The organism is Streptomyces griseicoloratus (assembly GCF_014534645.1).
GTDB lineage: Bacteria > Actinomycetota > Actinomycetes > Streptomycetales > Streptomycetaceae > Streptomyces > Streptomyces griseicoloratus.
Genome location: NZ_JACVQF010000233.1, coordinates 78224 through 92408, shown reverse-complemented (window position 1 = coordinate 92408; position 14185 = coordinate 78224). Strand labels below are relative to the sequence as shown.

General features: G+C 70.7%; 11 protein-coding genes. 8 read left to right on the top strand and 3 right to left on the bottom strand.

Features of this window, described 5'->3' with window-relative positions; genetic code table 11:
• Nucleotides 1-83: 83 nt before the first annotated feature.
• The 5 genes from H0H10_RS34865 (at nucleotide 84) to H0H10_RS34845 (ending at nucleotide 6080) form a co-directional block, all read left to right on the top strand.
• Entirely contained in the window at nucleotides 84-2045 is a 1962-nt protein-coding gene (locus tag H0H10_RS34865; RefSeq protein WP_188185209.1) for an ATP-binding protein, read from the top strand.
• 136 nt (nucleotides 2046-2181) lie between these two features.
• Nucleotides 2182-3552 carry an extracellular solute-binding protein gene (locus tag H0H10_RS34860; protein WP_188185196.1) on the top strand — a complete coding sequence of 457 codons (1371 nt, stop codon included), beginning with the start codon at nucleotides 2182-2184 and terminating at the stop codon, nucleotides 3550-3552.
• Complete coding sequence (locus tag H0H10_RS34855) at nucleotides 3549-4424, top strand: carbohydrate ABC transporter permease (RefSeq protein WP_188185195.1); 876 nt, start codon at nucleotides 3549-3551, stop codon at nucleotides 4422-4424. The genes H0H10_RS34860 and H0H10_RS34855 overlap by 4 nt, the downstream gene beginning before the upstream one ends.
• 5 nt (nucleotides 4425-4429) lie before the next feature.
• Complete coding sequence (locus tag H0H10_RS34850) at nucleotides 4430-5269, top strand: carbohydrate ABC transporter permease (protein ID WP_188185194.1); 840 nt, start codon at nucleotides 4430-4432, stop codon at nucleotides 5267-5269.
• A gap of 106 nt (nucleotides 5270-5375) precedes the next feature.
• Nucleotides 5376-6080, top strand: a complete 705-nt coding sequence (locus H0H10_RS34845; RefSeq protein WP_188185193.1) for a helix-turn-helix domain-containing protein — start codon at nucleotides 5376-5378, stop codon at nucleotides 6078-6080.
• Between the two features lie 10 nt (nucleotides 6081-6090).
• Here H0H10_RS34845 and H0H10_RS34840 read toward each other — a convergent pair whose 3' ends face one another.
• Complete coding sequence (locus H0H10_RS34840) at nucleotides 6091-7116, bottom strand: ATP-dependent 6-phosphofructokinase (RefSeq protein ID WP_188185192.1); 1026 nt, start codon at nucleotides 7114-7116, stop codon at nucleotides 6091-6093.
• 180 nt (nucleotides 7117-7296) lie between these two features.
• Between H0H10_RS34840 and pta the strand changes: the two genes are divergently transcribed.
• From pta to pyk, 3 genes are all read left to right on the top strand, one after another.
• Nucleotides 7297-9390 carry a phosphate acetyltransferase gene (gene pta, locus H0H10_RS34835; protein ID WP_188185191.1) on the top strand — a complete coding sequence of 698 codons (2094 nt, stop codon included), beginning with the start codon at nucleotides 7297-7299 and terminating at the stop codon, nucleotides 9388-9390.
• The gene (locus H0H10_RS34830; RefSeq protein WP_188185190.1) at nucleotides 9387-10610 is read left to right on the top strand and encodes an acetate kinase; all 1224 of its coding nucleotides are present in this window, start codon (nucleotides 9387-9389) and stop codon (nucleotides 10608-10610) included. Before pta ends, H0H10_RS34830 begins: the two co-directional genes overlap by 4 nt.
• A gap of 88 nt (nucleotides 10611-10698) precedes the next feature.
• Nucleotides 10699-12123: a pyruvate kinase gene (gene pyk, locus H0H10_RS34825; protein ID WP_188185189.1), complete on the top strand. Its 1425-nt coding sequence runs from the start codon at nucleotides 10699-10701 to the stop codon at nucleotides 12121-12123.
• Nucleotides 12124-12220: 97 nt separating this feature from the next.
• Here pyk and H0H10_RS34820 read toward each other — a convergent pair whose 3' ends face one another.
• Both H0H10_RS34820 and H0H10_RS34815 read right to left on the bottom strand, forming a co-directional pair.
• On the bottom strand, nucleotides 12221-13597 hold the full coding sequence (locus tag H0H10_RS34820; protein WP_188185188.1) for a prolipoprotein diacylglyceryl transferase: 1377 nt from the start codon (nucleotides 13595-13597) through the stop codon (nucleotides 12221-12223).
• A complete protein-coding gene (locus tag H0H10_RS34815; protein ID WP_188185187.1) occupies nucleotides 13587-14165 on the bottom strand; it encodes a DUF6114 domain-containing protein in 579 nt (192 codons plus the stop codon). Before H0H10_RS34815 ends, H0H10_RS34820 begins: the two co-directional genes overlap by 11 nt.
• Nucleotides 14166-14185: the final 20 nt, after the last annotated feature.

Sequence of the window (14185 nt, the reverse complement as noted above, 5' to 3'; positions counted from 1 at the left end):
TGGGCTTCACCGGCCGGTCGGCGGAGCTGGACCGCCTGCTCCCCCACCTCTCTCCGGACCAGGACGACACGGCCGCGCTCCCGCTGCTCATCTTCGCCGTCACGGGTATGGGCGGCGTCGGCAAGACCGCGCTGGCGGTGGAGGCGGCGCACCGGGCCCGTGCGCGGGGCTGGTTCTCCGGCGGGACACTCTTCGTGGATCTGCGCGGGTACGACGACGACCCGGTCACGGCTGATCAGGCGGTGCTGGCGCTGCTCGACGCGCTCGGCGTACGGGACGGGGATCTGCCGCCGACGGCGGACCGCCAGTACGACGCGTACCGCGCGCTTCTCGCCGGACGACGGGACCGCATGCTGCTGATCCTGGACAACGCCTCGGACCCGTCCCAGTACCTGCCGCTTCTGCCCGGCACGGACCACCACCGGGTGCTCATCACCTCCCGGGACCGTCCCGACGCCCTTCCGGTACGCCTGATCGACCTGGAAACGCTCGCCCCGGACGACTCCGTCGCCCTCGTGACCCGGGCCCTGCGCGACACCGACGAACGGGACGACCGGCCGGCGCGTGAACCCGGTGCGCTGCGCGAACTCGCCGATCTATGCGGTCATTTGCCTCTGGCGCTCCAGATCGCGGCGGGGATGCTGCGTCGGCGTCGCCATCGGGACATCGCCTCTCTGGTGGCCGAGATCCGGGAGACCGGGGACGCGACGACCGTCCTCGACCACGGCAGTCCCGGAACCGACCTGTATGGGCGCTCACTCGTCCTGCGGCCTGTTCTGGAGACCTCCTATCGCCGGTTGCCACCCGACCAGGCCCGGCTGCTGCGCCTGCTCTGTCTTACTCCAGGAGCGGAGACCGGCACGGCGGCGGTTGCCGCGCTTGCCGGCCTCGACACCGAGTCCGTGCTGTCACTGCTGGAGGACCTGGCCGCTAGATATCTCGTCACGCAAGTGGGGGGCGGCACCAGGACGGTCTCCGCCATGCGGTGGCGGTTGCATGACTTGGTGCGGGGGTTCGGAGCGGGTGTGGTGGCGGCGGATGCAGGGTTGCGGGAGGAGGCGGAGGCGGCACGGAAGCGGGTGCTGGACTTCTATGTGCGGTGGGCGGATGCGGCCGATGACCGGTTGCGGTGGCTGCCGGGGATGAAGGAGCCGGAACGGTTCGAGGACCGGGGACAGGCGTTGGCGTGGCTGGACGCGGAGCGGGCGGGGCTGGTCGCGGCGGTGACATGGGGGCGGGAGGAGCAGTTCGCGGACGCGGCGGTGGGGCTGGCCGAGTGTCTGGGGGAGTACCTGGCCTGGCGGCGGTATTTCGACGACTGGATCGCTGTGGCGGGGGCTGCGCGGGAGGCCGCACAGTTTGCCGGGGATCGGCTGGGCGAGGCCATCGCGTGGAACAACCTCGGCAGCGCCCTGCGGGAGGCGGGCCGGGCGCGGGAGGCGATCGACGCCCACACCCGGGCCCGCGACCTGTTCCAGACCGCCGGAGACCGCCACCGCGAGGCCAGAGCGTGGGACAACCTCGGCCTCGCCCTGCGGGAGAGGGGCCGGGCGCGGGAGGCGATCGACGCCCACACCCGGGCCCGCGACCTGTTCCAGACCGCCGGAGACCGCCACCGCGAGGCCGGCGCGTGGAACAACCTCGGCCTCGCCCTGCGGGAGGCGGGCCGGGCGCGGGAGATGATCGACACTCTCACTCGTGCCCGTGACCTGTTCCAAGCCGCCGGAGACCGCCGCGGCGAGGGCGGGGCCTGGCACAACCTCGGTGTTGCCCTGCGGGCGGCGGGCCGGGTGGAGGAGGCGATCGAGGCGTACGGCAAGTCCCTGGAGCTCTGCCGGGGGTTCGAGGACTGGTACGGCATGGGGCAGACCCTCAGCAACCTGGCCCTCGCTCACAAGGACGCCCACCGCCCCGCCGAGGCCCGCGCCGCCTTCCTCCAGGCAACCGACGCCTTCGCCCGCGCCAACGCCCCCACCGAAGCAGCCAAGATCAGCACCGCGCCGCCGAACAACCCGGCTGACCCTCAAGGAGACCACCACCTGTAGCCGAGGCCGCCGTCGCCACCGCCACCGCCACCGCCCAATCCCGCGCAGACGCATTGACCTGACTAGACCACTCCTCTTACGTTCACCGGGCAGCCATCCCGGCCACAAGGAAGTGCGTCCGTAGGAGGTCGTGCCCGTGCGCCCCACCGTCCGGCTCAGCGCTCTCGTCACTCTCACCGCTCTCGCCTCCACCACCCTCGCCGCCTGCGGAAGCGGCTCCGGCAGCGACCCGGACACGGTGAAGGTCTCCTTCAAGCAGTCGACGGACAACTCCATCAAGGTGATGGACACCTACCTCGCCGACATCAAGAAGCAGTTCGAGAAGGCCAACCCGGGGAAGAAAGTCGAGCTCGTCCCCATCAAGGCCCCGGACTCGGAGTACTACACCAAGGTCCAGCAGATGCTCCGCTCCCCCAAGACGGCGCCGGACCTGGTCTACGAGGACACCTTCCTGATCAACTCCGACATCACCAGCGGGTATCTGAAGCCCCTCGATCCCTACCTCGCCAAGTGGAAGGACTGGGACCAGTTCATCGACACGGCGAAGGCCGCGGCCAAGGGCGAGGACGGCAAGACGTACGGCGTCCCGGACGGCACCGACACCCGCGGCCTGTGGTTCAGCAAGGACGTCTTCGCCAAGGCCGGCCTGCCCGCCGACTGGCAGCCGAAGACCTGGGACGACGTGCTCTCCGCGGCCCGCACCATCAAGGAGAAGGTCCCGGGCGTCACGCCGCTGAACGTGTACACCGGCAAGCCCGCCGGCGAGGCCGCCACCATGCAGGGCTTCCAGATGCTGCTGTACGGCACCGGCGACGGGACCACGGACCCGCTCTACGACAAGAACAGCAAGAAGTGGATCACCGCCGGCCAGGGCTTCGAGGACTCCCTCGCCTTCGTCGAGACGGTCTACAGGGAGAAACTCGGCCCCGAGGTCTCCGACGCGCTCGACCCCAACTTCGGCACCACCGTCCGCGGTGAACTGCTCCCGCAGGGCAAGCTCGGCATCGCCCTCGACGGCTCCTGGCTGCCTCAGGACTGGCTGGAGGGCAGCGGCCACGAGTGGCCCGAGTGGTCCAAGGAGCTGGGCCTCGCGTACATGCCCACGCAGAACGGGCAGGCGCCCGGCAAGGTCAGCATGTCCGGCGGCTGGACCTGGGCGATCCCGGCCAAGGCGGCCAACCCGGACCTGGCCTTCGAGTTCATCAAGACGATGCAGACCAAGGCGAACGCCCAGAAGTGGTACATCGCCAACTCCGGCATCGCGGTGCGCGAGGACGTCGCGAACGACCCCGCGTACGTGCGGGCGCAGCCCGGCATCAAGTTCTTCACCGACCTCGTCGCCAGCACCCACTACCGGCCCGCCTACCCGGCGTACCCGAAGGTCTCCGTCGCCATCCAGGAGGCCATGGAGGGCGTGACGACCGGTGACATGACGGTCCAGGAGGCGGCGCGCGGCTACGACGACGCGCTCAGGGAGGCCACCGACAACCAGGTCGTCGACAAGTGAACGGACCGGCCGCAGCACGCCGCTCCCTGCTGCGCGCGCTCCCCCTCTCCCCCGCCGTCGCCCTGCTGCTGCTCTTCCTCGCCGGGCCGATCGCCTACTGCGTCGTCATCGCCTTCACCGACCTCCAGCTCACGGGGCAGGCCGAGGAGTCGTTCGTCGGCCTGGACAACTTCCGCCGGGCCTTCCAGGACGACGCGTTCCTCAACGCCGTATGGCTGACGCTGGTGTTCACGGTGCTGTCGTCGCTGGTCGGGCAGAACACCCTGGGGCTGGCGCTGGCGTCGCTGATGCAGCGCGCGTCGAAGCCGGTGCGCACGCTGACCGGCGGCATCGTCGTCACGGCGTGGGTGCTGCCCGAGGTGGTGGCGGGCTTCCTGCTGTACGCCTTCTTCCGCCGCGAGGGCACCCTGAACGCCATCCTGGACTGGCTGCACCTGCCCTCGCAGAACTGGCTGTTCACCCTCCCGATCCTGGCGGTGTCCTTCGCCAACGTCTGGCGGGGCACGGCGTTCTCGATGCTGGTGTACTCGGCCGCGCTGAACGAGATCCCGAAGGAGATCACCGAGGCGGCGGAGGTCGACGGCGCCGGCGGCTGGCGCCGCATGTGGCACATCACCCTGCCGATGATCCGCCGCTCCATCGCCACCAACCTGATGCTCAACACCCTCCAGACGCTGTCCGTCTTCGGCCTGATCTGGGTGATGACGCGCGGCGGCCCGAGTGGCAGGAGCCAGACGCTGCCGCTGTTCATGTACGAGCAGGCCTTCCAGAACAGCCTGATCGGCTACGGCACGGCGGTGGCGCTGCTGCTGTTGCTGATCGGCTCGCTGTTCTCGGTCGTGTACCTGCGCCTGCTGCGGACGGAGGTCTGACGGACATGGCCCGCACTCCCTCCTCCCGCCGCACCCGGCGTCGCCTGGCCGCCGACGCGGGGCTGCTGGTGGCCGCCGCCGCCTTCGTGCTGCCCCTGGCCTGGGTGGTGCTGTCCGCGCTGGACCCGAGGGCGGATCTCCGGGTGAAGGCCCCCGACGGCCTGACGCTGGAGCACTTCGACGCGATCCTCAACGAGGACGTCACCTTCACACCGCTGCTGAACAGCCTGGTCCTGTGCGGCGGGGCGACCCTGCTGACGGTGGTGTGCGCGGCCCTCGCGGCGTATCCGCTGTCCCGTTTCCGCTCCCGCCTGAACCGGCCGTTCCTGCTCACCGTCCTGTTCGCGACCAGCCTGCCGATCACGGCGATCATGGTGCCGGTGTACGCCCTGTTCGTGCGGGTGAACCTGATCGACACCCTCCAGGGCACGATCTTCTTCTTCGCCGCCTCCCAGCTCCCCTTCGCCATCTGGCTCATGAAGAACTTCATGGACGGCGTGCCCAAGGAGCTGGAGGAGGCGGCGTGGACCGACGGGGCGTCCTCGCTCCAGTCCCTGCTGCGGATCGTGCTGCCGCTGATGGGGCCGGGGGTGGCGGTGGTGACGGTGTTCTCGTTCGTGATGATGTGGGGGAACTTCTTCGTCCCCTTCATGCTGCTGCTCACGCCGGACCAAATGCCGGCGGCGGTGAGCATCAACGAGTTCTTCGGCAACCGGGGGATGGTGGCCTACGGGCAGCTCGCCGCGTTCTCGATCGTGTACTCGACCCCGGTCATCCTGCTCTACGTGCTGATCTCCCGGCGGCTGGGCGGCGGCTTCGCGCTCGGCGGGGCGGTGAAGGGATGACGGCGGTCGGTGACGGCGTGGTGACCGATTCCGTACGTTCGTACAATCCGTGGTCCTGGCTGAACAGACCGTAGTCAGCGCGGCCCGCCGCCCCTACGTTGTGGCCGTGCACCGACCCTCACCCCGCCCCGACCACACCGGCCCCCCGTTCAACGCCCTCGCCGCCCGCCGGCTCCGCGCCGCCCTCGGCATGGGGCCCGAGCACGTCGCCCACGGCATGCGGGTGTCGTACGGGCTCGCGTACGTCACCCCGGATCTCGTCGTCGCCTGGGAACGGGGTGTCGCCTCACCCGCCAATCCCGAACTCACCGCCCTCGCGGGCGTGCTGTGGTGCTCGCCCGGGGAGCTCATCGGCAGGCCGCGGACCCTGCGCGAGCACCGCGTCGCCCGCGGGCTCGCGCCCGAGGACGTGGCCCGCGCGGTGGGGCTCGAACCCCGCGCCTATCTGCGGATGGAGGAGACCGACGGCTGGCGCGGCACCGACCGCCAGTCGGCCGCGCTCGCCGACGTGCTCGGCCTCGCGCTGCCCGACTTCCTCGCGGTCACCGGCCGCGAGGAGAAGCTCGCCGACCTGCTGTCGAGTGCCGTGACCACCCGCTGGCAGGGCTACGTCCGCCCGGTCGCCAAGGTCGTCCCCCTGGACCGGCGCCTCCTGGAGCAGGTGCTGCAGGAGCTGCACCAGGACTACCAGGGGCACATGGCCGCCACCCTCAGCTGGGGCGGCGGCAGCGGCGACTCCAGTGCGGCCGGCCGCGACTTCCTCGACCGGATCGTGGAGCACTTCTGGGCGGCGGTCGACAAGCGCCCGTAGGCCGACGGGCTCAGAAGACCGACTCGGCCTCGTCCATCCGGTCCTTCGGGACCGTCTTCAGCTCGGTCACCGCCTCCGCCAGCGGCACCATGACGACGTCCGTGCCGCGCAGGGCGGTCATCCGGCCGAACTCGCCCCGGTGCGCCGCCTCCACCGCGTGCCAGCCGAAGCGGGTGGCGAGCACCCTGTCGTACGCGGTCGGCGTGCCGCCGCGCTGGACGTGGCCGAGGATGACCGGCTTGGCCTCCTTGCCGAGCCGCCGCTCCAGCTCGTAGGCCAGCGCGGTGCCGATGCCCTGGAAGCGCTCGTGGCCGTACTGGTCGATCTCGCCCTTGCCGTAGTCCATCGTGCCCTCGGCGGGGTGGGCGCCCTCGGCGACGCAGACCACGGCGAACTTCTTGCCCCGGGCGAACCGCTCCTCGACCATCTTGACCAGGTCGGCGGGGTCGAACGGACGCTCGGGCAGGCAGATGCCGTGGGCGCCGGCCGCCATGCCCGACTCCAGCGCGATCCAGCCGGCGTGCCGGCCCATGACCTCGACGACCATCACGCGCTGGTGGGACTCGGCCGTGGTCTTCAGGCGGTCCATCGCCTCGGTCGCCACGCCGACCGCCGTGTCGAAGCCGAAGGTGCGGTCCGTGGAGGAGATGTCGTTGTCGATGGTCTTCGGCACGCCGACCACCGGCAGGCCCGCGTCCGACAGCATCCGGGCGGCCGTCAGCGTGCCCTCGCCGCCGATCGGGATCAGCGCGTCGATGCCGAAGTCGCGGGCGATGTCGGCGGCGTTCTCGCAGGCCTCGCGCAGCCGGTCGCGCTCCAGGCGGGAGGATCCGAGGATGGTGCCGCCCCGGGCCAGGATGCCGCTGACCGCGTTCAGGTCGAGGTTGCGGTAACGGCCGTCCAGCAGGCCCGCGTACCCGTCCTCGAAGCCGATGACCTCGTCGCCGTAGTTGTCGACCGCTCGGTGCACGACCGACCGGATCACTGCGTTCAGGCCGGGGCAGTCGCCGCCTGCGGTGAGAACTCCGATACGCATCGTGCTGTGTCTCCTGCTCGCTGTTGACGCCGGTGAGCCACTGTCGATTCTTCCACGTCCCACGGCACGATACCGACGCTACATTGACGGGCGCCTTATCTACAGCCGGAGGTATTGTCAAGAGGGTTCGGCTCACCTCGGTGGGCGATTTTTGTGACGGCGACGAAACGGAGAGCACGCGTGACGCGCAGCGTGTACGTGACCGGTATCGACCGCGGCGACGGCCGCCAGGTCGTCGAGCTGGGGGTCATGGAGCTCCTGACCCGGCAGGTCGACCGGGTCGGCGTCTTCCGTCCCCTGGTCCACGACGGGCCCGACCGCCTCTTCGAGCTGCTGCGCGCCCGCTACCGGCTCACCCAGGACCCGGCGACCGTGTACGGCATGGACTATCAGGAGGCGTCCGCGCTCCAGGCCGAGCAGGGCACGGACGAGCTGGTGTCCGCCCTGGTCGACCGGTTCCACCTGGTCGCCCGCGACTACGACGTCGTCCTGGTCCTCGGCACCGACTTCGCCGACACGCAGCTCCCCGACGAGCTGTCGCTGAACGCACGGCTCGCCAACGAGTTCGGCGCGTCCGTGATCCCCGTGGTCGGCGGGCGCAAGCAGGCCGCCGAGTCCGTGCTGGCCGAGACCCGCAACGCCTTCCGCGCCTACGACGGTCTGGGCTGCGACGTCCTCGCCATGGTCGCCAACCGGGTCGCCCGCAAGGACCGGGACGAGATCGCCGAGCGGCTCGCGGGCCGGCTGCCCGTGCCGTGCTGGGTGGTGCCCGACGAGCCGGCGCTGTCGGCGCCGACCGTCTCCCAGATCGCGCACACCCTGGGCGCCAAGGTGATCCTCGGCGACGACTCCGGGCTCGCCCGGGACGCGCTGGACTTCGTCTTCGGCGGGGCCATGCTGCCGAACCTGCTGAGCGCGCTGACCCCGGGCTGCCTGGTGATCACGCCCGGCGACCGCGCCGACCTGGTCATCGGCACCCTCGCCGCGCACAGCGCCGGCACCCCGCCGATAGCCGGCGTGCTGCTCACCCTGAACGAGGTGCCGGGCGAGGACATCCTCACGCTGGCCGCCCGGCTCGCCCCCGGCACCCCCGTGCTGTCGGTGCCCGGCAACAGCTTCCCCACCGCCGAGCAGCTGTTCTCCCTGGAGGGCAAGCTGAACGCGGCCACCCCGCGCAAGGCGGAGACCGCCCTCGGCGTCTTCGAGCGGTACGTCGACACCGCCGACCTGGCGAGCCGCGTCTCCGCGCCGAGCAGCGACCGCGTGACGCCGATGATGTTCGAGCACAAGCTCCTCGAACAGGCCCGCTCCGACCTGCGCCGGGTCGTCCTGCCGGAGGGCACCGAGGAGCGCGTGCTGCACGCGGCGGAGGTGCTGCTGCGCCGGGGCGTGTGCGAGCTGACGCTGCTGGGTCCCGTCGAGCAGATCCGCAAGAAGGCCGCCGACCTCGGCATCGACCTCGGCGGCTCGCAGCTCATCGACCCGGCCGTCTCCGAGCTGCGCGACTCCTTCGCCGAGAAGTACGCCGCCCTGCGCGCCCACAAGGGCGTCACCGTGGAGCTGGCGTACGACGTCGTCTCGGACGTGAACTACTTCGGCACCCTGATGGTGCAGGAAGGTCTCGCCGACGGGATGGTGTCGGGGTCCGTGCACTCGACGGCGGCGACCATCCGGCCCGCCTTCGAGATCATCAAGACGAAGCCGGAGGCGTCCATCGTCTCCTCCGTCTTCTTCATGTGCCTGGCCGACAAGGTCCTGGTCTACGGCGACTGCGCGGTCAACCCCGACCCGGACGCCGAGCAGCTCGCCGACATCGCGGTCCAGTCGGCGGCCACGGCCGCGCAGTTCGGCGTGGAGCCGCGGATCGCGATGCTGTCGTACTCGACCGGCACGTCCGGCTCGGGCGCGGACGTCGAGAAGGTGCGCGAGGCGACCGAGCTGGTCCGCTCGCGCCGGCCCGACCTGAAGACCGAGGGCCCGATCCAGTACGACGCCGCCGTCGAGCCGTCGGTCGCCGCGACCAAGCTGCCCGGCTCGGAGGTGGCCGGCCAGGCGACCGTGCTGATCTTCCCCGACCTCAACACCGGCAACAACACCTACAAGGCCGTCCAGCGCTCGGCCGGCGCCATCGCCGTCGGCCCGGTGCTCCAGGGCCTGCGCAAGCCGGTCAACGACCTGTCCCGGGGCGCGCTCGTCCAGGACATCGTCAACACCGTCGCCATCACGGCGATCCAGGCCCAGCAGTCCCCCAGCGAGAAGGCGTCCGCCCAGTGAGCCCCACCCGTGTCCTCGTCCTCAACTCCGGCTCCTCGTCGGTGAAGTACCAGCTCCTCGACATGAGCGACGGCAGCCGGCTGGCGGTGGGCCTCGTCGAGCGGATCGGTGAGGAGACCTCGCGGCTCAAGCACACCCCGCAGGGCGGCGAGGCCCGCGAGTGGAGCGGGGCGGTCCCCGACCACGAAGCCGCCCTGAAGGCCGTGGCGGCGGAGCTGGCCAAGGACGGCCGCGGCCTGGACTCGCCCGACCTGGCCGCGATCGGGCACCGGGTGGTGCACGGCGGCAAGCACTTCACCGAGCCGACGGTCATCGACGACGCCGTGCTCGCCGAGATCGAGCGGCTGATCCCGGTCGCCCCGCTGCACAACCCGGCCAACCTCACCGGCATCCGCACCGCGCAGGCGCTGCGCCCGGACCTGCCGCAGGTCGCCGTCTTCGACACCGCCTTCCACACGACGATGCCGGAGTCCGCCGCCCGCTACGCGATCGACGTGGAGACCGCCGACGCCCACCGCATCCGGCGCTACGGCTTCCACGGCACCTCGCACGCCTACGTCTCCCGGGCGACGGCGAAGCTGCTGGGCAAGGCCCCCGAGGACGTCAACGTCATCGTGCTGCACCTCGGCAACGGGGCGTCCGCCTCGGCCGTACGCGGTGGTCGCTGCGTGGACACCTCCATGGGGCTGACGCCTTTGGAGGGGCTGGTGATGGGTACGCGCTCGGGAGACATGGACCCGGCCGTCATCTTCCATTTGATGCGTGTTGGCGGAATGTCCGCCGACGAGATCGACACTCTTCTCAACAACAGGAGTGGTCTGATCGGGCTGTGCGGGGACAACGACATGCGGGAGATCCGCCGCCGTATCGACGAGGGTGACGAGCGGGCCCGGCTGGCCTTCGACATCTACATTCACCGGTTGAAGAAGTACATCGGCGCCTATTGCGCGGTGCTCGGAAGGGTGGACGCGGTCGCCTTCACGGCCGGGGTCGGCGAGAACTCGGCGCCGGTGCGGGAAGCTGCCGTGGCGGGCCTGGAGGGGCTCGGACTGGCGGTCGACGGCGAGCTGAACGCCGTACGCGGCGACGAGGCGCGGCTGATCTCGCCGGCCGGCGCGCGGGTGGCGGTGGCCGTGGTGCCGACGGACGAGGAAATGGAGATCGCCACACAGACGTACGCTCTGGTCGGAAAGGACGGAATGGGCAGCGAGGGCGACTGAGAAATTCACGTGTGAGCACCGAGGCGCCCATTTGTATCTTCCGCCAGACGGAATATTCCGCAGCGAAACAAACCGATAGGATCGCCCCATGCGCCGTTCGAAAATCGTCTGTACTCTCGGCCCCGCGGTCGACTCCCACGAGCAGCTTGTCGCGCTGATCGAAGCCGGTATGAACGTGGCCCGCTTCAACTTCAGCCACGGCACCCACGCCGAGCACCAGGGGCGGTACGACCGCGTCCGGGCCGCCGCCAAGGAGGCCGGCCGGGCCGTCGGTGTCCTCGCCGACCTGCAGGGCCCGAAGATCCGCCTGGAGACCTTCGCCGAAGGCCCGGTCGAGCTGGTGCGCGGTGACGAGTTCACCATCACCACCGAGGACGTGCCGGGCGACAAGACGATCTGCGGCACGACGTACAAGGGCCTGCCCGGCGACGTCGCCAAGGGCGACCAGGTGCTCATCAACGACGGCAACGTCGAGCTGAAGGTCACCGAGGTCGAGGGCCCCCGGGTGAGGACGATCGTCATCGAGGGCGGCGTCATCTCCGACCACAAGGGCATCAACCTGCCCGGCGCCGCGGTGAACGTGCCCGCGCTGTCCGAGAAGGACGTCGAGGACCTGCGGTTCGCGCTGCGCATGGGCTGCGACCTCGTCGCCCTGTCCTTCGTCCGTGACGCCAAGGACATCCAGGACGTGCACCGCGTCATGGACGAGGAGGGCCGCCGCGTCCCCGTGATCGCCAAGGTGGAGAAGCCGCAGGCGGTCGAGAACATGGAGGACGTCGTGATGGCGTTCGACGGCGTGATGGTCGCCCGCGGCGACCTGGCCGTCGAGTACCCGCTCGAAAAGGTCCCCATGGTGCAGAAGCGCCTGATCGAGCTGTGCCGTCGCAACGCCAAGCCGGTGATCGTGGCGACCCAGATGATGGAGTCGATGATCACCAACTCCCGTCCGACCCGAGCCGAGGCCTCCGACGTGGCCAACGCGATCCTGGACGGCGCCGACGCGGTCATGCTGTCCGCCGAGTCGAGCGTGGGCGCGTACCCGATCGAGACCGTCAAGACGATGTCGAAGATCGTCACCGCGGCCGAGCAGGAGCTGCTGTCCAAGGGCCTGCAGCCGCTGGTGCCGGGCAAGAAGCCGCGCACGCAGGGCGGTTCGGTGGCCCGTGCCGCCGCCGAGATCGCCGACTTCCTCGGCGGCAAGGGCCTGGTGGCCTTCACCCAGTCCGGCGACACCGCCCGCCGGCTCTCCCGCTACCGCGCCATCCAGCCGATCCTGGCCTTCACCACGGACGAGTCCACCCGCAACCAGCTCACGCTGAGCTGGGGCGTGGAGCCGCACGTCGTGCCGTTCGTGAACTCGACCGACGAGATGGTCGACCTGGTGGACCAGGAGCTGGTGAAGCTGAACCGCTTCAACGCCGGCGACACCGTCGTGATCACGGCCGGCTCGCCGCCCGGCGTGCCCGGCACCACCAACATGGTGCGGGTGCACCACCTGGGCGAGGCCCGCTGAGGCCCGGAAGGCTCTCGTACGGCACTGAGGGCGCCCCCTGCGACACAGGGGGCGCCCTCAGTCCTTGTGCGGCTCCCGAACGGGTCTGTGGCGGGCCTCAGTCGGTGATGTACTGGTGCAGCCCCGGCACGTGCAGGGTGCCGCCGAACTGGCCGGCCTGCACGACCTTCACCTTCGTGAAGTAGATCAGCGGGATGTCCAGCGGCGGCGGGTGCTCCGGGTCGAAGGTGATGGGGATCAGCCCGAGCAGGTTGCCCGAGATGCTCTCGGTGTACATCACCGTGTCGCCGTCGCGGATCGTGGACGTCGAGCCCTCGGCCGCCTGCACGTGGTAGGTCTTGCCGGACTGCGGGTCCTTCACCGTCTGGTGCAGGTCACCGATGTCGGTGCCGTCCGAAATGACGTACTTCAGCACCTTCTTGGTGGTGCCGCTGGCCGTCTTCACCTCGACGATGCCCTTGTACGAGGCGCCCTTCAGCAGCAGCGAACTGGCGTCCAGGTACCAGGGATCGTCCGGCAGCGGCACGGCGTTGTCGACGCCGCCCTCGGCGTCCGTGGCGACCGGGCAGTCCTCCGGGTCCACACCGGCGCTCTCGGACGCGTCGGGGCCCGGCGCTTCGGTGGCCTCCCCGGCCACCTCCGTCGCCTCCTCGGTGGCCTCCTTGGTCGCCTCCGCCGCCCTCTCCACCGTCTCGCCGGTGTCGCGGGCCGCCTCGGACGCCGCGTCGGTGGCGTCCTTAACGGTGTCGTCCACCGTGCCGGCGGCCTTCCCGGCCGGGTCCGCGGAGGGGCTTTCGGACGCCGATGCCGACGGCGTCGGCGTGGGGCTCGGGCTCTCCTCGGCGCTCTTGCCGCCGGTGAGGATGCCCTCGACGGCGTCGCCGATCTCCTCCAGCAGGCCGCCGCCGCTCTCGGACGGCGACGGGGACGCCGTCGCGGTGCTGCCGCCGGACGCCCCGTCCGTGCCGCTCTGCGCCTCCTTGCCGGCCGACGCGGAGGGGTCGGGGGCAGGCTCGGTCTCGTCGTCGGAACCTGAATCCGGCGAAGAGGAGGAACCCGTGCCCGTGTCCGTGCCGTTGTCCGTGCCCTCGGAGGAGGCGGAGGGGTCCGGCTCGTCCGCGTCGGCCTGGTCGCCGGTCTGCCCCTGTGTCGCCGAGGGCGAGGGGTCGGGGGACCCGGACTCGGACGAACCGTTCTCGGCGTCCTCCAGGGCCGCCACGCAGTCCTTGTACTCGTCGGCCGTCAGGCTCTTCGACGACGGCGTCGTCCCGTCGTTGCCGTCGGCGATGGCCAGCGTCGGCGTGAACCCCATCCCCATGAGGACGGCCGTCGGCATCGCCGCCAGGGCTATCGCCTTCCCGGCCGGCATGTGGAACCTGGTGAACAACGGCTTCTTGGGTGCCGCGTGGCGCGGCCCGGTTCTCACACGGGACGTCTCCACGTCAGGCCCGCGGGTCACCTCGTCAGCCGGCACTGTGCCTCCCGTTCGCCCCGTTGGCCGGGCTCGTTCCTGACAGATCGTTCGGCTCGTCCGTCCGCTCCCGCGGCTGGGGAACCGGGACGTCGGGCACCGGGGTGCCGGGGTCCACGCCCTCGGGGGCGCCGCCCGCTCCCCGGGGGCCCTCCACCTCCGGCCCGGCCTTCGGCGGCGCACCGGGCGCCCACGCCACGGCCATCGCTCCGCCGATCAGCGCGAACAGGAAACCGATGAGGAAGCCGCCGAGGTTGGACACGGGGATGGACACCAGCGCCAGCAGGATCGCCGCCACGCCCGCGAAGACCCGGACGTGCTTCTGGAACCACAGGCTGACGCCCAGGACGACCAGCAGCACGCCGATGATCAGTGACCCGGCGCCCGCGGTGGTGGCCATCGCCAGCGTCAGGTGGCCGATCTGGAGATTCGCGTACGGGAAGTAGGCGATGGGGAGTCCGCCGAGCATGACGAACAGGCCGGCCCAGAACGGCCGCGCGCCTCGCCAGGCACGGAACTGCAGCCTCCGGCGGGTGAACTGGCCGGGTGCGGCAGGAGTCTCGGCGCTCATGGAAAACAGCTCCCTGGTAC

Excerpts from the sequence above, each read along its gene's own strand:
- H0H10_RS34815 (WP_188185187.1), bottom strand. The coding sequence starts at position 14,165 with ATGAGCGCCGAGACTCCTGCCGCACCCGGCCAGTTCACCCGCCGGAGG.
- H0H10_RS34850 (WP_188185194.1), top strand. The coding sequence starts at position 4,430 with ATGGCCCGCACTCCCTCCTCCCGCCGCACCCGGCGTCGCCTGGCCGCC.
- pyk (WP_188185189.1), top strand. The coding sequence starts at position 10,699 with ATGCGCCGTTCGAAAATCGTCTGTACTCTCGGCCCCGCGGTCGACTCC.
- H0H10_RS34840 (WP_188185192.1), bottom strand. The coding sequence starts at position 7,116 with ATGCGTATCGGAGTTCTCACCGCAGGCGGCGACTGCCCCGGCCTGAAC.